At 74.1% G+C, this 19,707-nt stretch carries 16 protein-coding genes and 1 pseudogene; 13 read left to right on the top strand and 4 right to left on the bottom strand.

The window, feature by feature from the left end; genetic code table 11:
* Positions 1 to 617, top strand: a pseudogene (locus N866_RS21350) (hypothetical protein); the annotation flags it as partial.
* Between the two features lie 57 nt (positions 618 to 674).
* On the opposite strand, the gene N866_RS22595 reads toward N866_RS21350, so the two are convergent.
* Positions 675 to 2,798, bottom strand: coding sequence for a sensor domain-containing protein (locus N866_RS22595; protein WP_081802484.1), 2,124 nt, complete (start codon positions 2,796 to 2,798; stop codon positions 675 to 677).
* Between the two features lie 350 nt (positions 2,799 to 3,148).
* Between N866_RS22595 and N866_RS09015 the strand changes: the two genes are divergently transcribed.
* From N866_RS09015 to mnhG (N866_RS09040), 6 genes are read left to right on the top strand one after another with little or no spacing between them, the layout of a single operon-like run.
* Positions 3,149 to 6,238, top strand: coding sequence for a Na+/H+ antiporter subunit A (locus tag N866_RS09015; protein ID WP_081802485.1), 3,090 nt, complete (start codon positions 3,149 to 3,151; stop codon positions 6,236 to 6,238).
* The gene (locus N866_RS09020; protein ID WP_052022711.1) at positions 6,235 to 6,780 is read left to right on the top strand and encodes a Na(+)/H(+) antiporter subunit C; all 546 of its coding nucleotides are present in this window, start codon (positions 6,235 to 6,237) and stop codon (positions 6,778 to 6,780) included. Before N866_RS09015 ends, N866_RS09020 begins: the two co-directional genes overlap by 4 nt.
* Positions 6,777 to 8,465 (top strand): Na+/H+ antiporter subunit D, encoded by a 1,689-nt coding sequence (locus N866_RS09025; RefSeq protein WP_425393955.1) that lies wholly within the window; start codon positions 6,777 to 6,779, stop codon positions 8,463 to 8,465. The genes N866_RS09020 and N866_RS09025 overlap by 4 nt, the downstream gene beginning before the upstream one ends.
* Positions 8,462 to 9,028: a Na+/H+ antiporter subunit E gene (locus N866_RS09030; protein WP_034225476.1), complete on the top strand. Its 567-nt coding sequence runs from the start codon at positions 8,462 to 8,464 to the stop codon at positions 9,026 to 9,028. Before N866_RS09025 ends, N866_RS09030 begins: the two co-directional genes overlap by 4 nt.
* Positions 9,025 to 9,420, top strand: coding sequence for an MrpF/PhaF family protein (locus tag N866_RS09035; protein ID WP_342668403.1), 396 nt, complete (start codon positions 9,025 to 9,027; stop codon positions 9,418 to 9,420). The genes N866_RS09030 and N866_RS09035 overlap by 4 nt, the downstream gene beginning before the upstream one ends.
* Positions 9,417 to 9,824 carry a monovalent cation/H(+) antiporter subunit G gene (gene mnhG, locus N866_RS09040; protein WP_034225478.1) on the top strand — a complete coding sequence of 136 codons (408 nt, stop codon included), beginning with the start codon at positions 9,417 to 9,419 and terminating at the stop codon, positions 9,822 to 9,824. Before N866_RS09035 ends, mnhG (N866_RS09040) begins: the two co-directional genes overlap by 4 nt.
* A 49-nt stretch (positions 9,825 to 9,873) precedes the next feature.
* On the opposite strand, the gene N866_RS09045 is transcribed toward mnhG (N866_RS09040), so the two are convergent.
* The gene (locus tag N866_RS09045) at positions 9,874 to 10,131 is read right to left on the bottom strand and encodes a DUF4235 domain-containing protein (protein ID WP_245612463.1); all 258 of its coding nucleotides are present in this window, start codon (positions 10,129 to 10,131) and stop codon (positions 9,874 to 9,876) included.
* Between the two features lie 302 nt (positions 10,132 to 10,433).
* On the opposite strand from N866_RS09045, the gene mbhE reads away from it, so the two are divergent.
* Genes mbhE through mnhG (N866_RS09075) form a run of 6 tightly spaced genes read left to right on the top strand, consistent with a single transcriptional unit; the run spans position 10,434 to position 16,428 of the window.
* The gene (mbhE, locus tag N866_RS09050) at positions 10,434 to 13,268 is read left to right on the top strand and encodes a hydrogen gas-evolving membrane-bound hydrogenase subunit E (RefSeq protein ID WP_052022713.1); all 2,835 of its coding nucleotides are present in this window, start codon (positions 10,434 to 10,436) and stop codon (positions 13,266 to 13,268) included.
* On the top strand, positions 13,265 to 13,726 hold the full coding sequence (locus N866_RS20440; protein ID WP_081802486.1) for a sodium:proton antiporter: 462 nt from the start codon (positions 13,265 to 13,267) through the stop codon (positions 13,724 to 13,726). Before mbhE ends, N866_RS20440 begins: the two co-directional genes overlap by 4 nt.
* Positions 13,723 to 15,279 carry a monovalent cation/H+ antiporter subunit D family protein gene (locus N866_RS09060; protein ID WP_034225480.1) on the top strand — a complete coding sequence of 519 codons (1,557 nt, stop codon included), beginning with the start codon at positions 13,723 to 13,725 and terminating at the stop codon, positions 15,277 to 15,279. The genes N866_RS20440 and N866_RS09060 overlap by 4 nt, the downstream gene beginning before the upstream one ends.
* An 8-nt stretch (positions 15,280 to 15,287) precedes the next feature.
* The gene (locus tag N866_RS20445) at positions 15,288 to 15,764 is read left to right on the top strand and encodes a Na+/H+ antiporter subunit E (protein ID WP_245612464.1); all 477 of its coding nucleotides are present in this window, start codon (positions 15,288 to 15,290) and stop codon (positions 15,762 to 15,764) included.
* Positions 15,761 to 16,030, top strand: a complete 270-nt coding sequence (locus tag N866_RS09070; RefSeq protein WP_216699414.1) for an MrpF/PhaF family protein — start codon at positions 15,761 to 15,763, stop codon at positions 16,028 to 16,030. Before N866_RS20445 ends, N866_RS09070 begins: the two co-directional genes overlap by 4 nt.
* The gene (gene mnhG, locus N866_RS09075) at positions 16,027 to 16,428 is read left to right on the top strand and encodes a monovalent cation/H(+) antiporter subunit G (protein WP_216699415.1); all 402 of its coding nucleotides are present in this window, start codon (positions 16,027 to 16,029) and stop codon (positions 16,426 to 16,428) included. The genes N866_RS09070 and mnhG (N866_RS09075) overlap by 4 nt, the downstream gene beginning before the upstream one ends.
* A 253-nt stretch (positions 16,429 to 16,681) precedes the next feature.
* Here mnhG (N866_RS09075) and N866_RS09080 read toward each other — a convergent pair whose 3' ends face one another.
* Together N866_RS09080 and N866_RS09085 are read right to left on the bottom strand one after the other, a co-directional pair.
* A complete protein-coding gene (locus N866_RS09080; RefSeq protein WP_034225482.1) occupies positions 16,682 to 17,122 on the bottom strand; it encodes a hypothetical protein in 441 nt (146 codons plus the stop codon).
* A gap of 351 nt (positions 17,123 to 17,473) precedes the next feature.
* The gene (locus N866_RS09085) at positions 17,474 to 19,357 is read right to left on the bottom strand and encodes a DUF222 domain-containing protein (RefSeq protein ID WP_155855272.1); all 1,884 of its coding nucleotides are present in this window, start codon (positions 19,355 to 19,357) and stop codon (positions 17,474 to 17,476) included.
* Positions 19,358 to 19,707 lie beyond the last annotated feature (350 nt).

Here is a 19,707-nt window from a genome sequence, read left to right on the forward strand (position 1 = left end):
CGACCCCCACCCCGACGCCGACCCCGTCCCCCACGCCGACCGAGGCGCCGTCGGCCTCGGCGGACCCACGGCCGGACCCGCGACCGGACGCCGCCGAGCTCGTCCTGTCGCCGTCGGGCCTCGGGCCGCTCACCGTCGGGCTGCCGGCGGAGGGCAACCCGGGTGCGGCGATGATCTCCTGGGACCCCGACCACTGCGCCGGCATGGCGGAGCCCGGCGTGGACCCCGGCCGCTGGGTCGCCGAGGGCTACGGCCCCGCGACGCGCGTGGACGGCTCGCCCGCCGAGCAGCTCTTCGCGGTGGGCACCGACGAGGCGGGCGTGGTCGTCTGGATCGACGTCTACGGCACGGAGCCGCGGACGCCCGAGGGCGTCGGGGTCGGCTCCACGCTGGCGGAGGTGCTGGCGGCCTACCCGGACGCCGGCGGCCCGTTCGCCGGACCCCTCTCGGAGGTGCGCTGGGTCACGACGGCCGACGGCGTCCTGGTCCTGGAGACGGCGCTGGACGACCCGTCGGAGCCCGACGGCGTCGTGGTGCTGGCCCGTGTCCTGGCGCCCGGGTCGGACCCGGCCTTCGCGACGTGGCGCACGGACTGGACGGCGGGCGGCTGCCTCTGAGGGGTGGCTGCCTCTGAGGGGTCGCTGCCTCTGAGGGTGGACCTCTGGACGAGGGGTCTACGGCGCCGTCGGCGTCCCGAAGAGGAAGCCCTGGGCGTACTCGATGCCGAGCGACACGAGCGCGTCGCGCTCGGCCTCCGTCTCCACCCCCTCGGCGATGACGACGGCGTGGAGCCGGCGGCCGAACGCCGCGAGCGCCTGGACCAGCGCCTGCCGCACGGGGTCGTCGTCGATCCCGCGCACGAGCGACATGTCGATCTTGATGATGTCCGGGTGCATCCGGATGACGTGCGTCATGCTCGCGTACCCCGCGCCGACGTCGTCGACCGCGACCCGTAGCCCCTGCGCGCGGTGCGACGCGAGCGCCTCGTCGAGCGCGACGTAGGACTCCACGGGGGCGTGCTCGGTGACCTCGACGACGACGTCGTGCGGGTCGGCGTCCGAGAGCAGCTCGTCGAGCGCCCCGTCGACGATCACCGAGGGCGAGAGGTTGATCGCGACGGACCGGGCGCCGCCGCCGGCCTGCTCCAGCGCCGAGGCCGCCGCGGCGAGCTCCAGGTCGTGACCCAGGCCGAGGGCCGTCGCGGTGGCGAACCACTGCGCCGGGTTGCGGGTCGTGTCGTCGAACCGGGTGAGTGCCTCCACCGCGACGGACGCCCCCGTCCCCAGCTCCACGACGGGCTGGAGGACGACGTGGCGCCCGTGACCGCGGCACAGGTCCAGCACCTCGTCGCGCAGGGCGCGGCGGCGCACCGACGCGGCCGAGCTGCTCAGCGCGCGGCGGTGGACGTCCTGGATGACGTCGGCGATGAGGCGGGCCGTCGTGACGTCGTCGGCGGAGAGCTCCGGCTGGGGGGAGGAGCTGACCGCGCACACCATGCCCTCCACGGTGCCCTCCGCGTCGAGGAGCGGGACGCCGAGGTAGGCGCCGATGTGGTGCTCCTGGGTGGCGGGGAGCAGGACGGCCTCGGGCTCCAGGCGGGTGTCCGGGATGAGCGCCGGCATGACCCCGCTGACGACCCGCGAGCAGTAGGCGCCCGACAGCGGCGTCTCCGTGCCGGGGGACGGCCCGTCGAGGCCGGGCGCCACGTCGACGAACCGGAGCACCTGGCTGGAGCCGACGAACTCGCTCGTCCAGGCCACGTCCATGCCGACCGTGCGCCGCAGGAGGTGCAGGAGCCGCTGCACGACGCGCTCCTCGCCCGTGCCGCCGCCCCGGTGCTCGAGCCCGACGACGCCGCCGGGTCCGCCCTCCGCCAGGGCCGCTGCCCGCCGGCGGCCCTTCGCGTGCAGCATCGCCGCGTCGGCCAGGTCGACGATCTCGTCGGCGGACCGGTCGCGCGGGCCCGCGACGTGGATGCCGAGGCTGAGCTCGACGTCCAGCGTGGTGCCGGAGACCACCACCGGGACGGCCATCGCCTCGACGATCCGGGAGGCGACCTCGTCGGCGACGCGGTGCGCGTCGAGGGCGTCCTCCCGGTGCTCCCGGCCCCGGCCCGGCGGGCAGACGACGACGAACTCGTCCCCGGACCAGCGCCCGACGGTGTCCCCCTCCCGCACGCAGAGACGGAGCCGCCGCGCGACCTCCTCGAGCACCTCGTCCCCGGCGGCGTGGCCGAGGCGGTCGTTGACCGCCTTGAACCGGTCCACGTCGGCGAAGACGACGGCGACCCCGCCGCCCGTGCGTCGCGCGGCGGCGAGCGCCTGCGTGAGCCGGTCGGCGACGAGCGTGCGGTTCGGCAGCCCGGTGAGGACGTCGTGCGTGGCCAGGTGCCGCGCCGTGACCTCCATCGCCTTGCGCTCGGTGATGTCGGTGTAGCTGAGGACGGCGCCGGACCCGTGCCCGCCGGTGAAGCGGACGGCCTGCTCCGTGAACCACATGACCCCGTCGGGCGTCCGGCAGGCCACGTCCATGGAGAACTCCGGGATCGCCCCGTCGAGGACCTGCCGGACGCCCTCGGCGGCGAGCGCGGCGTCGGCGGCGGCACGGGGGTCGTCCCCCGCGGCGGCCCGCCGGCACACCTCGAAGAAGTTGGTGCCCTCCGCGCAGACGTCGCACGTCGCCGCGGTCCCGAACCGGCGCCACGCGTCGTTGACGGACACGATCGTGCCCTCGGCGTCGAGCACGGCGAGCTGGGCCGGGAGCGAGTCGAGGACCGCGTGCTGGAGCGGACGGGCCACCTCCCCTGCCTCTCTGCAGACGGGGCGAGAACCACGTGCGAGGACCACCCTGACGGCCCTCCTCCCCCCGACCCTGCCAACGGGTGCGCGACCGCACAAGACCCGCGGCGGATGAGATGCGCGTGCCGAGTGCGGCGAACGGGGGCGCCGACGGCGCCGACCGGGGGCGCAGCGACCCGGGCGTGCCGGGCACCGGGAGGCCACCGGATACGATGACCGTGCTCGTGACGGCGCGCGTCCCCCACCGACGCGCCGGACCCCTCCGTGACGGCAGCCCCGGAGGTCGTGCGGACGAGCGCCCCACGACATGACGGACCCCTGACCACCGCCCTCGACCGGACGGAGGCCACATGCTCCTGCTCCTCGCCGTGCACCTCGCGATGGCGCTCGCCGCGCCCGTGCTGGTGAGCCGGCTGGGGCGGCGCGCCTTCTTCGTCCTGGCCCTGGCGCCCGCGTCGGCCGCGGTGTGGGCCCTGTCGCAGACGCGCGCGGTGCTCGACGGGGACGGTCCCACCGAGGTGGTCGCCTGGGTCCCCGCCCTGAGCATCGAGCTCGCGTTCCGTCTGGACACCCTCGGCTGGCTGATGACGCTGCTCGTCGGCGGCGTCGGGGCCCTGGTCCTCGTGTACTGCGCCGCCTACTTCTCGGCGAGCGCCGGCGGGCTCGGCCGCTTCGGCGGGGTCCTCGTGGCGTTCGCCGGAGCGATGCTCGGCCTGGTCACCACCGACGACCTGCTCCTGCTCTACGTCTTCTGGGAGCTGACCACCGTCTTCTCCTACCTGCTCATCGGGCACTACTCCGACCGCAAGGCGTCGCGCCGCGCCGCGATGCAGGCGATCATCCTCACGACGTTCGGCGGCCTGGCGATGCTCGTCGGCCTCGTCCTGCTCGGGGAGGCCGGTGGCTCCTACCGGGTCTCGGACGTCCTGGCCGACCCGCCCACCGGGGCGGTGGCGTCGGTCGCGGTCGTCCTGCTCCTGCTCGGGGCGCTGAGCAAGTCCGCGCTCGTCCCGCTGCACTTCTGGCTGCCCGCGGCGATGGCCGCCCCGACGCCGGTGAGCGCCTACCTGCACGCCGCCGCGATGGTGAAGGCCGGCGTCTACCTCGTGGCCCGGTTCGCGCCCGCGTTCGCCGACCTGCCCGTGTGGAAGGCCGTCGTGGCGGTGGCGGGGACCTGGACGCTCGTGCACGGCGGCTACCGCGCGCTGCGCCAGTACGACCTCAAGCTCGTCCTGGCGTTCGGCACCGTGAGCCAGCTCGGCCTGCTCGTGCTGCTCGTGGGGCTGCCCGGCAGGGCGACGGCCCTGGCGGGCCTGGCGATGCTGGGCGCGCACGCCATGTTCAAGGCGTCGCTCTTCCTCGTCGTCGGCATCGTCGACGCGGCCACGGGCACGCGCGACCTGAGGCGACTCACCGGCGTCGGGCGGGCGCTGCCGCTCACCGCGACGGCGGGCGCGCTCGCGACCCTGTCGATGATCGGGATGTTCCCGTTCGCGGGCTTCGTCGCGAAGGAGGCCGCGCTCGAGGCGCTCCTGGCCGAGGCGACGACGCCGAGCGGACTCCTCGTCGTCGTCGGCATGGTCGTCGGGTCCGCGCTGACCGTGGCCTACGGCCTGCGCTTCTGGTGGGGCGCGTTCGCGGACAAGCGGCTGCCGGCCACCGACGACGACGGCGCGCCCGTCGAGCCGCCGCACGTCTCGCGCCCGTCGCTCGTGCTCGTCGCGCCCGCCGCCGTGCTGGCGGTCCTGGGCCTGGTCACCGGCCTGCTGCCGGGGCTCGGGGAGACGCTGCTCGCACCGCACGCCGCCGGGTACGCGGGCGAGGAGGGCCACCTCGTGCTGTGGGCCGGGTTCAAGCCCGCGTTCTGGCTGACGGTCCTCGTGCTGGCCGCCGGCGCAGCGATGTTCGCGGCCCGCGCGTGGGTCGAGCGCGCGCAGTCACGGGTCTCGGTGCCCCTGGACGCCGACCGGGCCTACCGCCGGCTCATGCGGCGCCTCGACGACGCGGCCGCGGACGTCACCGCCCTGACCCAGCGTGGTTCGCTGCCCTTCTACCTGGGCGTGATCCTGCTCGCCATGGTCGCGCTCCAGACCGTGGCGCTGACCCGCACCGGGCTGCCCGGCCCCGACGAGGTCCGCCTCTACGACCGGCCGGCCCAGCTCGTCGTCGGCGGCCTGGCGGTCGCGGGCGCGGTCCTCGCGGCCAACGCCCGACGGCGGCTCAAGGCCGTGGTCCTCGCGGGGGTGAGCGGCTACGGCGTCGCCGCCCTCTTCATGCTGCACGGGGCCCCGGACCTGGCCCTGACGCAGGTGCTGGTCGAGACGGTGACCCTGGTGGTGTTCGTGCTCGTGCTGCGGCGGCTGCCGGCGTACTTCTCCGTCCGGCCCCTCGCGGCGAGCCGGTGGCTGCGGATGGCGATCGGCGTCGCCTCCGGGCTCGTCGTCGGCGCCCTCGCGCTCGTCGTCCCGACGGCGCGGGTCCACCCGCCCGTCTCGGAGGACTTCCCGGAGGAGGCGTACGTCTTCGGCGGCGGGCGGAACATCGTCAACGTCACCCTCGTCGACATCCGCGCGTGGGACACCACCGGCGAGATCGCCGTGCTGCTCGTGGCCGCGACGGGCGTGGCCTCGCTCATCTTCCTGAGCACGCGCAGCGGCTCGATCTTCCGGTCGAGCTCCGCGCGCGGCTCGGGGTACGTGTGGGACTCGGTCCCGCAGCCGGCCGTCATCCGCCGGCTCACCGTCGACGCACGGGCCCAGCACGCCGCCGGGACGCTGTCCCCCGGCCGGAACCGCGAGTGGCTGGGCGCCGGCAGCACGCTCGCACCACAGCGACGGTCCGTCGTCTTCGAGATCATCACGCGGCTGCTGTTCCACTCGATGGTCGTCGTCGGGCTGTACCTGCTGTTCGCGGGGCACAACAGCCCGGGCGGCGGGTTCGCCGGCGGGCTCGTCGTCGGGATCGCGCTCATCGTGCGGTACCTCGCGGGCGGGCGGTACGAGCTGGGCGACGCCGCGCCCGTGCACCCCGGCCTGCTGCTCGGGCTCGGGCTGTTCCTCTCCGCGGGCGTCGGCCTCGTCGCGGTCCTGGCGGGCGGCTCGCTGCTGCAGAGCGTGATCATCGAGTTCGCCGTGCCGGTGCTGGGCCCGATCAAGCTCGTGACCTCCGTCTTCTTCGACATCGGGGTGTTCCTGCTCGTGCTCGGCGTGGTGCTGGACGTCCTGCGCAGCCTCGGGGCGGAGATCGACCGTCACAGCGAGGAGGCGGCGCCCGACTCCGCGGACCCCGAGGTCAGGGGCACGGAGCGGGTCAGCGCGGGCGCGCGGGAAGGTCAGGACCCCGGCGCCGGTGCCGGGACGCGGGGCCGCGGCACCTCGATGTCCGAGCCGATCGACGGCAGCCTCTCGGGCCGCGGCACCGGCGAGGGGGGCGGACGATGATCGACACCTCGCCCAGCCTCGCGCTCGTCGTCGTCGCGGCCGCCCTCACCGCCGTCGGCGTCTACCTGCTGCTCGAGCGCTCGCTCACCCGCGTGCTGCTCGGTGTGATCTTCCTGAGCAACGCCGTCAACGTGGTACTGCTCGTCTCCGGCGGCCGGGCCGGCGGGGCGCCGATCGTGGACTACACGGACGAGGACTCGATGAGCGACCCGCTGCCGCAGGCGCTCATCCTCACGGCCATCGTCATCACGCTCGGCATGACGGCGTTCCTGCTGGCGATGGCGTACCGGTCCTGGCAGCTGAACCAGCACGACGAGGTCCAGGACGACCTCGAGGACCGCCGGGTCGCGCAGCGCGCCGCCCGCGACGAGGCGGCCTACCTCAGCGACGACGACGGCACGACCACCCTCGAGCAGGAGGCCGCCGAGGTGCACGACGAGACCGGCGACGACGGACCGCCGTCGTCCGGCCCTGGCACCCCGCCGTCGTCGGCCCCCGGCTCCCACGCCGTCCCGACGCCCGAGGGCGGTGACGCGCGGTGAACGGCCTCAGCCTGACGGACCTCACGTGGGCGGTGCCGCTGCCGGTCGTCATCCCGCTCGCCGCCGCCGGCCTGGCCCTGGTGCTGTGGCGCAACGCGCGCGCGCAGGGCGTCATCAGCGTCGTCGCGCTCAGCCTGGTGCTGGTGACGTCCGTGGCGCTGCTCGTGGCCGCCGACGACGGCCCCCTCGTCCTGGACATCGGCAGCTGGGCCGCGCCGGTCGGCATCGACCTCGTCGCGGACCGGCTGTCCACGCTCATGCTCACCGTGTCCTCCGCGGTGACCCTGTGCGTCCTGCTGTACTCCCTGGCGCAGGGCCTGGCGGACAACAACGCCGAGACCCCGGTCGCGATCTTCCACCCGACGTACCTCGTGCTGACCGCCGGCGTCGCGAACGCGTTCCTCACCGGGGACCTGTTCAACCTCTTCGTCGGCTTCGAGATGCTGCTCGTCGCCTCCTACGTGCTCATCACGCTCGGCGGGACCGGCGAGCGGATCCGCGCGGGGACGATCTACATCGTCGTGTCGCTGCTGTCCTCGATGCTGTTCCTGCTGGCGGTCGCGCTGGTCTACGCCGCGACGGGCACCGTGAACATGGCGCAGCTCGCGGTGCGGCTCCAGCAGATCGACCCCGACGTCGCGTTCGCCCTGCAGCTCCTGCTGCTGCTCGCGTTCGGCATCAAGGCGGCGGTCTTCCCGCTGTTCGCCTGGCTGCCCGACTCCTACCCGACCGCGCCCGCACCGGTGACCGCCGTCTTCGCCGGCCTGCTCACCAAGGTCGGCGTCTACGCGATCATCCGGACGCAGACCCTGCTGTTCCCCGACGGCCGTGCGGACGACCTGCTGATGTGGGTCGCCCTGGCGACGATGCTCGTCGGGATCCTCGGTGCGGTCGCGCAGAACGACGTCAAGCGGATGATCTCGTTCACGCTGGTGAGCCACATCGGCTACATGGTGTTCGGCATCGCGCTGTCCACCGAGGCGGGGCTCTCCGCCGCGATCTTCTACGTCGCGCACCACATCACGGTGCAGACCACGCTGTTCCTCGTCGTCGGGCTCATGGAACGTCGCGGCGGGTCCACGTCGCTGGACGCCTTGGGCGGGCTCGCCCGGATCGCCCCGCTGCTCGCGGTGATGTTCTTCCTCCCGGCGATGAACCTGGCGGGCATCCCCCCGCTGTCGGGCTTCCTCGGCAAGGCCGGGCTCATCCAGGCCGGGGCGGAGGTCGGCACCCCGCTGGCGTACACCCTCGTCGCGGGCGGGATCGTCACGTCGCTGCTCACGCTCTACGCCATCGTCAAGGCGTGGAACAAGGCGTTCTGGCAGCCCGCGCCCGAGGAGCCGCGGGAGGTCGCCCTGCCCCGCGGGATGGTCGGCTCGGCCGCGGCGCTGGTGGTGGCCGGCGTGGCGCTGACCGTCGTCGCCGGTCCGCTCTACGACTACACCGAGCGGGCGGCCGCGACGCTGCGGGACCGCGAGCAGTACGTCACCGCGGTCCTGCCGGGCGGCCGCGGCGAGGGACGGTCCGCCGACGTCACCGACGAGGCGCGGCGCGAGGGCGGCACGGACCGGGTCGAGGAGGGATCCGACCTCGAGGACGTCGGACCCCGCGGGGGCGAGCAGCCCGCGCCGCCGGAGGAGGAGACGGGCAGCGACGAGGGCACCGACGAGGGAGGGACGCCATGAGCCTGCACCCGCGCCGGCGCGCGCTGCGCGTGCGCGTGTGGACCGCCCTGTGGCTGACGATCGCGTGGGCACTGCTGTGGGGGAACTTCGCGGTCGGGACGCTCGTCGTGGGCCTGCTGGTGGGCGTCGTCGTCGTCGCCGTGCTGCCCATGCCGCCCATGGACTTCCGGGGGCGCGTCCACGTGCGGCCGCTGCTGTACCTCGTGGTGCGGTTCGTCGGGGACCTCACCGTGGCGAGCGTCCAGGTCGCCGTGCAGGCGCTGGACCCGCGGCGATCGCCCCGCAGCGCCGTCCTGGCGGTGCCGCTGCGCAGCCACTCGGACCTGTACCTGACGCTGACCGCGGTCCTCACCTCCCTCGTGCCGGGATCGGTGATCGTCGAGGCGCACCGGGTCTCCGGGACGCTCTACGTGCACGTCCTGGACGTCGCGACGAGCGGCGGGGTCGAGGAGGCGCGTCGCCACGTCCTGGACCTGGAGGCCCGGATCCTGCGCGCCCTGGCCTCGGATGCCGAGCTCGCCGAGGCCGGGCTGTCGCGCGACCCGCGGGGGGTGGGGTCGTGATCCTGCCCGTCGTCGCCGTCTGCGTGGCGCTGCTCGCCGCCGCGGGCGTGCTGGCCCTCGTCCGCGCCGAGCGGGGGCCCAGCATGCTGGACCGCAGCGTCGCGCTCGACATCCTCACCAGCACGCTCGTCGGCGCCGTCGCGCTCGAGGCGGCCTGGGCGCGCCGGACCGACGGCCTGCCCATGCTCGTCGCGCTCGCCCTGGTCGGGTTCGTCGGCTCGGTGACGATCGCGCGGTTCGCGTCCGTGGAGCCCGAGGGCGAGGGCCGCGTCCTCACCCGCGAGGAACTGGCGTCGCTGGAGACCGAGCGCAGCCGCCGCACCGAGGCCGAGATGCGTCAGGTCGACGACGAGGACCACGGCGGCTCCCCGGCCGGGGAGGTCAAGGGATGAGTGCCGCGACGACGACCACCGTGCTCGACGTCCTGGCGTCGCTGTGCCTGCTCGGGGGCTCGCTCCTGACGTTCGCGGCGGCGGTCGGGCTCGTCCGGTTCCCGGACCTGCTCGCCCGGACGCACGTGGCCGCGAAGCCCCAGGTGCTCGGGCTGATCCTCATGCTGGTCGGGCTGTCGCTGCGGCTGCGCACCCTGCAGGTGCTGTGGGTGCTCGTGCTGGTCGCGGGGTTCCAGATGCTCACGTCGCCCGTGGCGGCGCACATGGTGTCGCGCGCCGGGTTCCGCACCGGGAAGGTGCGGCACGACCTCCTGGTCGTGGACGAGCTGTCGCGGGACATGGAGGTCGCGGAGTCCGAGATCCGCGCCGAGGTCTCGCGCGACGACGAGCGCCCGGCGGACTGACCGTCCGCCGACGGGCAGGGCGCCGATCCGCCGCCGGGCGCCGCACGCCTCACTTGATGAAGCGGGCGGCACCTCTCGTCGCGAGGACCCGGGCGAGGGCGACGACCGCGCCCGTCACGGTGGCTGCGGCGGCGACCTCGCCGAACCGCGAGTCACCCTCGTCCTCCGCCTTCGGCGGCCTGTGGCCGAAGGCCTTCGTCCACACCTGGTTGATGACCTGCTGGGCGACCCAAGCCGCCCCGAGCGCGACGACGACGCCGAGGATCTTGGCGGTCATGTCTTCCTTGGACTGCGTCAGCTCGGGCACGAGCCACCTCCTTGATCGACGGATGCAGCCCTCACGCTAACGGCCACGGGTCCGCACCGCAGCGTCGAACAGGCTCCGACCGGCACCCGTCCCGGCGTCGTCGTCGGTGCGGTGCGCGGTCCGGGCCCCATGGGCTGCCCCGGGGGAACCTGTGCCCTCCCCCGACGTTGCACCGTCGTCGAGTAGAATCTTCACCTCCACCCCCTCGCGCCGGAGCGATCACTCCGGCAGGCCTCGGGCACCCGTACCTCGCGCGGGATGACCGGGGCAACGCCACCCGACACCGGAAGGAACGGTGCCCCGTGACGCTGCTCGCGGCCCTCCTCGTCATGGCCACGGCCGCCGCGCTCGCGCGACCCCTCGCCCGCCGGCTCGGGCGCGACGCGGGCTACGCCATGGCCGTGGCGATGCTCGGGGCGCTCGGCCTCGTCCTGACCGGTGCCGACGAGGTGTTCGCCGGCCGCCCGGTGACGGCGGAGATCCCGTGGATCCCGGCCCTCGACGTGGCGGTCCGGCTCCGGCTGGACGGTCTGAGCCTGCTGTTCGTCGTCGTCGCCCTGGGCGTCGGGGCCCTCGTCATGGCGTACTGCGCGCGCTACCTCAGCGAGACGTACGACCACGCCCGGCTGTACCGGCTCCTCGGGCTCTTCGCGACGGCGATGCTCGGCCTGGTCCTCGCTGACGACACCGTGCTGCTCTTCGTCTTCTTCGAGCTGACGACGCTGTGCTCGTTCCTGCTCATCGGCGGCCAGGGCCTCAAGGAGGCACGGCCGGCGACCCGCGCGCTCGTGGTGACGGGCACCGGCGGCCTGGCGCTCCTGACCGCCGTCGTGCTGATGTGGTCCGTCACCGGGACGACCAGCGTCACCGAGACGCTCGCCCGCTCGGGCGAGATCGCCGCCTCCCCCCTGGCACCGTGGATCGCCGTCACGCTGATGCTCGCGGGCATGACCAAGTCGGCCCAGGTGCCCTTCCACTTCTGGCTGCCCGACGCGATGGTCGCCCTGACGCCCGTCAGCGCGTACCTGCACGCGGCGACGCTGGTGAAGGCCGGCATCTACGTCCTCATGCGGTTCTCGCCCCCGTTCGCGGACACGACGCTGTGGACGGTGACGCTCGTGACCGCGGGGCTCGTCACCACCGTCGTCGGCGCGGTCTTCGCGCTCCAGCAGCACGACCTCAAGGCGCTGCTGGCGTACTCCACGGTGAGCCAGCTCGGGTGGATCGTGGTGCTCGTCGGGGTGGGCACCGACCAGGCGCTGGCCGTCGCGGGCGTGCACACCTTCGCGCACGCCCTGTTCAAGGCGACGCTCTTCATGCTCGTGGGGATCATCGACCGCGAGGCGGGCAGCCGGGACATCCGGGACCTGTCCGGTCTGTACCGCGTCATGCCGGTCACCGCGGGCCTCACCGCGATCGCGGCGATGTCGATGGCGGGGCTCCCTCCGCTGCTCGGCTTCGTGAGCAAGGAGGAGTCGTACTACTCGTTCCTCCAGGCGCCCGGCGGCTGGGGCCCGGTGGTGGGCAGCGTCGCCGTGCTCTCGGCGGCGTTCACGTTCGCGTACAGCGCCCGCATCCTCTACGGCGCCTTCGCGGGGCGCACCGAGCAGCCCGACCTGTACGAGCCGCGGCTCTCGTTCCTGCTGCCCGCCGCGCTCCCCGCCGTGACGAGCCTGGGTCTGGGCCTCTTCGTGACGAGCCTCAACCCGTTCTTCACGCGGGCGGTGCAGGACACGGTCCTCGGTGAGGCGGAGGTGGACCTCAAGCTGTGGCCGGGCCTGGACTCCGTCGCCCTGTGGATGTCGGTCGTCACCATCGCGCTCGGCGTCGGCCTGTTCCTCGCGCGTGGCCCCGTGGACCGCGCGCTGCAGCGCCTCGACCTGCCCTTCTCCGGCGTGCAGGTCTACGACGCCCTCTACGCGCGCGTGCTGCGGCTCGGCGACGGCATCGGCCGTCCCGCCCGCACGGGCGCGCTCGCCCCCCACCTCGCGTGGCCGCTCGTCGGGGTGGCGGCGGTCGCCGTCGTCGGCGTGGTCGTCCTGCGCGACCTGCCCGCGGCGCGCGCGACGACCCGGCCCGAGGACTGGGTGGTCGTCGCCCTCACCGCCGTCGCGGCGCTCGGCCTGGCCCGGACGACGTCACGCCTCGGCGCGATCACGATGCTCGGCATCGTCGGGTTCCTCGTCGGGGTGTGGTTCCTGCTCGCGGGCGGCGTCGACCTCGCGCTGACCCAGCTGCTCGTCGAGATCCTCACGGTCGTCGTCGCGGTGCTCGTCCTGCGGCGCCTGCCGCACCGGTTCGAGCCGACACCCCGCACCCGCCGGGCGGTCGCGGCCGGTGCGGGGCTCGTGGCCGGGGCGGTCGCGGGCCTCGGGACCTGGGCGCTCGCCGGGCGCCGAGAGCCGTCGGCCGTGTCCCGGTACCTCCTCGAGGAGGGTCCGGAGGGCTCGGGCGGGACGAACGTCGTCAACACGGTGCTCGTCGACTTCCGCGGGCTGGACACGTTCGGGGAGATCACGGTCCTCGCCGTCGTCGGCATGGGGCTGCTGGCCCTGCTGCGCCGGGACCGGCCGGCCGAGCGGCTGCCCCGCGACGACGACGCCCCCGGTGACCGGACCGTCCTGTACGTCACCTCGCGCGTCGTGGTGCCGGTGGTGGTCGTGGCGTCGGTGGTGCTGCTGTGGCGCGGGCACAACGAGCCCGGCGGCGGCTTCATCGCCGCGCTCATGGGCGGCCTCGCGGTCGCGCTGGTCCAGCTGCCGCGCGGCCTGCACGGTCGCACGCCGCTGCGGGCGGAGCCGCTGCTCGCGTCGGGCGTCGCGGTCGCCGTCGGCGCAGGCCTGCTGGGCATGCTCGACGGGTCGTTCCTGCGGCCGATCCGGGGCGCGGTCGAGGTCGGCGGCTTCTACCAGTCCCTGACGACGTCACTGATCTTCGACGTCGGGGTGTACCTCACGGTGCTCGGCCTGGTCGTCGCGGCCATCGACCGGTTCAGCCACGGCCGGACCGAGGTGGCCGTCGACGTGGCGGTGCGCACGGCAGGGGGGGCCGGCGACGGCTCGGGCGATCCCCCCGACGACCCGGCCCTGCCCGACGACGACCACCGACCCGTCACCACCGAGGAGGCGATCCGATGAGCACCGCCGTCCTCGTCGCCGTCCTCGTCGGCGCCGGCGTGTACCTGCTGCTCCAGCGGGGCCTGGTCCGGGTGACGTTCGGCTTCGTGCTGCTCGGGCACGCCGCCAACGTCGTCCTGCTCGGGGCCGGCGGCATGGACCGGCGGGACCCGCCGCTGCTCGCGGAGGGCTCGGCCGCCCAGGCAGCCGACCCGCTGCCGCAGGCCTTCGCCCTCACGGCCATCGTCATCGCGTTCGGGATCACCGTGTACCTCCTCGCCCTCGCGGGCAACGGCGGCGAGCACGACGGGCCGCCGTCGGACGCCGAGGGTCCCCGTGCGGCCCCTCCGCGTGGCGGCGCGACCCCGCTCCCGGGCGGCGTGACCTTCCACGCCACCCCCGCGACCGACGGCGGCTCGCCGACCACCACCGGCTCGGCGACCGCCGCCGGCTCCACGACGGGAGGCGACCGACCGTGAACGACTGGCTCCCCGCCCTCCTGTGGCTGCCGCTGCTCATGGCCGCCGTGGCCCTCGCCGTGCGCCGGAGCACCAGGGCGCAGCGCGTGGTCGCCCTGGGGACGCACGCCGCCGTCGTCGTGCTCGGCCTCACGCTGCTCGTCTCGACGCGTGACGGCTCGGTCGTCGTCGAGCAGGTGGCCGGCTGGCCCGGCGGGGTGTCGATCCCGTACGCGGTCGACGTGTTCGCCGCGCTGATGATCACCGTGACCGCGTTCCTGGTGCTCGTCACGTCGACGTTCGGGATCGGCACGCGCGACGACGACGACCCGTACTTCCACCCGTTGGTGCTCGTGCTGTCGGGCGGGGTCTTCGGGGCCTTCGCCACCGCGGACCTGTTCCACCTCTTCGTCATGATCGAGGTGGCGCTCATCCCGTCCTACGTCCTGCTGACGCGCAGCGGACGGCTGCCGCAGCTCGGGGCGGGGCGGATCTACCTCACGGTCAACCTGCTCGTGTCGACGATCCTGCTCACCGGCGTCGGGCTCGTGTACGCGACGGCGGGAACGGTCAACCTGGGTGAGCTGGCCGGGGCGGCGCAGGGGTCGGTGGCGGTGGCGCTCGCGGGGGGTGTCGTGCTCGTCGCGCTGGCGGCGAAGGCGGCGCTCGTCCCCGTGCACTCGTGGCTGCCGCGCTCGTACCCGTTCGCGTCGGTCGCGGTGACCGCGCTCCTGTCGGGGCTCCTGACGAAGATCGGCGTGTACTGGATCTTCCGGCTGTACGCGGTGATGTTCGGCGGCGACGAGCGGCTGCACACGGCCTGGCTGTGGGTGCTCGGGGCGACGATGGTCGTGGGGGTGCTCGGGGCGCTCGGCGAGAGCGGGATGCGCGCGATCCTGTCGTTCCACATGACGAGCCAGGTCGGCTACATCCTGCTCGGCATCGGCTTCTTCGGGCCGCTGGGCCTGGCGGCGGGCATCTTCTACCTCATCCACCACATCATCGTGAAGGCGGCCCTGTTCCTCGCCTGCGGGGCGATCGAGCACCGAGCGGGGACCGGCCGCCTGTCCCGGCTCGGCGGGGCGGCGCGACACTCCCCGTGGCTCGCGCTGGTGTTCCTCGGGGCGGCCCTGTCGCTCGTCGGGATCCCCCCGTTCTCCGGGTTCGTCGCGAAGCTGACGCTCATCCGGGCCGCCGTGCTGGAGGCGGAGTACCTGGTGGCGGGGCTCGCCGTCGTCGTCAGCCTCTTCACGCTCCTGTCGATGCTGAAGATCTGGAACGGCGCCTTCTGGGGCGGCGACCCCGTCTCGGAGCGCGAGCCGGCGCTCGTCTCCGGGGCGTCGGAGACCCTGCCGGACGTCACGGACCCCACGAGCGACGTCCTGCGGCAGCCCGGTGTCCAGGTCGTGACGGACCCCCTGCGTGTGCCGTGGCGGCTCGTCCTCCCCGGTGCCGTGCTGACGCTCCTCTCCCTGTCCATCGGGCTGGGTGCCGACGTGCTGCTCTCCCTGGCGCAGACCGCCGCCGAGGGCCTCGTCGACCCCAGCCGCTACGTCGAGGCGGTGACGCAATGAGCCACCCGGTGAGCTCGAGCCCGGTGAGGCGCACGCCGTCGGGTCTGACCCGGGTGACCCGTGCGCTCGGCGTCGCCGTCCGGTCCGTGCCGTTCGGGCTGTGGTTCCTCGGTCAGATGGTGGCCGCCAACTGGCAGGTCTCCCGCGACCTGCTCACGCCGGGCCTGAGCACCACCCCCGGCGTCGCCGCCGTGCCGCTGCGGTGCCGCACCCGCGCCGAGCTGACGCTGCTGTCCAACCTCATCACCCTGACCCCGGGCACGGTCACCATCGAGGTGGACCGCCACGGCCACGTCCTCTACGTCCTGGACATCTACGCCCCCGCGCGTCCCGACGACCTGCGGGCGCAGGTGCACGCCACCGAGACCCGCATGCTGCGGATGATCCGCGGGACCGAGCCGCCGGCGCCGCCCACGGGGGCCGTGTGGCGGTGGTCCGGACGTGCGGGCGCGACGTCGCCCGTGGCTGACGGGGGTGCGCGGTGATCGTGAACCCCGCCCTGCTCGACGCCCTCCTCGTCGTGCTGGCGCTCACCCTGCTGCCCGCCGCCTGGCGCGGTGCCACCGGCCCGACCGAGGCCGACCGTGCCATCGGGGCGGACCACGCCTTCTTCGTGTTCGTCGCCGTGGTGGCCCTGCTGGCGCTGCGGACGGACCGCTACGAGATCCTCGACGTCGTCGTGGTCGCGACCCTGGTCGGCTTCCTCTCGGCCGTCACCCTCGCCCGCTACATCTCCCGGAGCCGTCGATGAACGCCGCGGTGCTGGTCCAGTCGCTGGTCGGGCACACGGCCCTGGTGCTCGGCGTCGGCCTGTTCGTCATCGCGGCGATCGGTCTGCTGCGCTTCGGCGACGCGTACTCCCGGCTCGCGGCGACGACCAAGTCCGGGACGCTCGGGGTGTGCCTCGTGCTGCTCGGGGTCCTGGTGCTCGAGCCGACGTGGGCGCACGCCGTGATCCTGCTGGTCGCGATCGCGCTCCAGCTCGTCACGGCGCCCGTCGGCGGCTTCGCGCTGGGCCGGGCCGCGTTCCGGTCCGACGCCCCGATGCCGGCGGGCACCGCCTACGACGAGCTGCACGAGCACGTCGAGCGGGAGCGGCGGTCGACGGAGGACGGCGAGTCGCGCGTGCCCGCGGGCGAACAGGAGTAGCCCGCGGTCCGGAGCGGCGCGGCGTGCTGGTTCTGGCGACCGATGACCGGGCGCCCAGACGGCGAGCGGGGGGTGCGGACGGATCCGGGGGAGAGCCGCTGGAGAGCCGGGGGAGAGCCGGGGGCGCAGCCTCCCCAGGGTCTGAGCCCCTCGGGCGGCCACAGACGCTCCGGGCTCTCAGACGCTCCCTCGGGTCTCAGACGCTCGCTCAGGTCTCAGACGCTCCCTCGGCTCTCAGACGCTCCCTCGGGTCTCAGACGCTCCGGGTCCAGAGGTAGAGGCGCTCGCCGCGCTCGGTCGCCTGGACGGCGAGACCCACGATCGCGTCGATGACGCGCTCCAGGTCCGCCGTCGAGGCGTCGATCTCCGCGTCGTCGGCCCAGGACCGGGCGATGTCGCCGACGACGTCCTCGTCCTCGCTCTCGCGCACCGCGGCGAGGACCTCGGTGAGGAAGGGCGGAAGGCCGAAGAGGTTGTCGTGCGCCAGGTCGATCTCCGCGACCTCGAGGTCACCGGTGCCGAAGCGGACCTCGCGCGCGGCCACCTCGCCGAGGATCTCCAGGTCGAGGGCACCGATCTGTGTCAGGTCGATGTGCGGCACAGCACCGGAGGGGATCTCGCCCGCGTCGAGCACGCCGGCCCGCTCCAGAGCGAGGGAGTGGGTTCCCACGAACAGCTCTCCCAGGACGCCCATGTCTCCTCCTTCGTCGTCCCGGCGCTCGGAGTCGCCGGTGCCCTCCCAGTCTGTCGCGCCGAGACCCGGCGGAAGCGCGCCTGCCGAGCGTGTCCCGCGACGCAACGGGACGATCCGTGCCGTTGATGCAGACGGCCCGCGCACGCCAGACCCCGGGCCCCGCCTCGGTCGCTGGGCGGCCCCCGGGCTCTGAGACCCGTTTTCTGAGCCCCCCGGCTCCGGGCTCCGGGCGCTCGGCTCCGGGCTCCGGGCTCCGGGCTCCGGGCTCCGGGCTCCGGGCTCCGGGCTCATGCACGCGGGAGAAGCATCACGCCGCGCCAGGTAGACGCGTACTGACGCGGGTTCGACCCGTCAGAAGGGCGGTGGGCCGGACTCGACCGGCGCTCCGATGAAGGGCCGGGGTGCAGGGATGCCGGGCGGACGGTCCGGCTCCTGAAGGTAGACGTGCCCGGAGGGCGTCCGCACCACGAAGGCACCCGGACGAGGCTGCTCCAGCCGGAAGCCGCCATGGGTCTTGAAGAGGTGGTGCGTGGCACAGAGCGGACCGAGGTTGTCCACCGCTGTCCGCCCCGAGGGCTTCGGGGCAGGTGCTCCCGGCTCGGCCAGAGCCGGCGGATCAACAGCCGGCAGGGTCGGTGCTGGTGACTCGCCCGAGAGAGGCGGCAAGGTCGGTGCCTCTCGGCCGGTTGCGCTCCCTGCCTCGTTCGGTGCCTCTGGGTCGGCTGAGCTCCCTGCCTCGTTCGGTGTCTCTCGGTCGGCTGAGCTCCCTGCCTCGTTCGGTGCCTCTCGGCCGGTTGCGCTCCCTGCCTCGTTCGGTGTCTCTCGGTCGGCTGAGCTCCCTGCCTCGTTCGGTGCCTCTCGGTCGGCTGAGCTCCCTGCCTCGTTCGGTGCTGCCGGCTCGAGTGGCACGGCGGGCGGGCGCTCGACGGCCGGCCGGCCCGCCTCTCGCGGGAACGGCACGGTGTGGTCGGTCTGACAGCTGCGTGCGGGCATGCCGCACGTCGGGATGACGCAGGTCCGGTTGCGCTCCCGGACGAGCTCGATCATGTCCGGCGGCGGCACGTAGCGCGTAGTCCCGATGTCCACCACCGTTCCTGACGGCTCGTCCACCAGAAGGCGCCGCCAGGTCCCGTCCATCGCAAGACGGCGCGCGACATCGGCGCTGATCGGACCGAACCCGGCGAGCTCACCCGGCCGGTCGTCGAGGCCGAGGAGCGTCCCCAGACCCACGGTGACGTGCACCCGCGCCGGAGGTCCGGTGCGGCGTCCGAGCCGAAGGTGCGGAGGTGGTCGGTCGCCGCTCCCCCGAGCCGGGTCGGCGGGTGCACCGCCCTGTGCCTGGCCAGCACGCGCCTGACCGGGAGACGCATGGTCGACCCCCGGATCCGCCCCGGTGATGCCCGCCGGGGGTCGCGCAGCGTCGTGGGCCGCCATCGGTTCAGGAGCACCGGTCGTCGAGGGTCCCGGAAGGCCGATGAACCCGACGGTCCACGCGACCTCACCCATCGCGTCGAGCGCGTCTGCGCGCAGCTGGTCGGTGCTGCGGAGGTCTCCGTCGCTGCGCGCACGTTCCGCGGCGGCCTGCAGGCACGCGTCAAGGCGGACCGCCGCCTCGACCGTCAAGGTCGCCGTCATGCTCGCCATGCCATCCGGGAGGGCTCGGGGGCGCGTCACGCACCGGCGTGCTCGCGCGTGCTCGTGGCGGTCGGCCGCGTCGTCGGGGTCGATCTCCTCGAGGAGCCGGGCGATCTGGCGACGCAGCTGTGCCGGCGTCGACCCGGGCGCCGTCGGCAGGACGCTGTCCTCGACGGCGAGGGCGACGACCGGTGCGACGTGCTCGAGCGAGCCCACGATCACCCGGGCCTTGGGCCAGTCGACGAGCCCGGCCGCGAGGGCCTCGCCCGTCCCGTGGTGGACGGTCCTGAGCGCCTGCCCCGTGCCGACCAGGGTCGCCGCCGCACGCCTCGAGACACCGAGACGCAGGGAGAGCTCGGTCGAGGCACCGTTGGACTCGGTCGGCCTCCCGACCTCGCCCGGCCAGGACGGGTTCATCTCCGGCAGCGCCGCCAACCGGGCCGCCGCGTCCGCCGCCCCTGCTCGGGCCCACGAGGCGACGCGCTCGTAGGCCGCGACCACCTCGACCACCGACCCCGCGTCCCAGGCCCAGCTCTCGAGCTCCACCAGCGTCGCAGCCAGGTCCGGACCGCCCGGGACGTCGGCGAGCACGCGTCCCACCGGGCCCACGTCGTCGACCGGTTCGTCATCAGCTGTCCTCCAGGGCCGACGCAGGTCGGAGCCCGGCGGGAGACCACCCCCACCTGACAGCGGACCGCGCACGGCTGTATCGAACACATGTTCGACACTAGACCCCGCCACCGACACGACGGAGCCACCTGGCACGGACCGGTGGGCAACGGTTTTCGGGGGCGGGAGGGGGAAAGGGCGAGCAGAGCAACAGGCGAGCAGAGTGCCGGGCGGGAGGAGGGAGAGACGAGCAGAGTGCCGGGCGGGAGGAGGGAGAGGCGAGCAGGGTGCCGGGCGGGAGGAGGGAGAGGAACAAGGCGGATTCAATCGGTCGTCGCAAC

It is taken from the genome of Actinotalea ferrariae CF5-4 (assembly GCF_000603945.1).
In the GTDB taxonomy this organism is placed as follows: domain Bacteria; phylum Actinomycetota; class Actinomycetes; order Actinomycetales; family Cellulomonadaceae; genus Actinotalea; species Actinotalea ferrariae.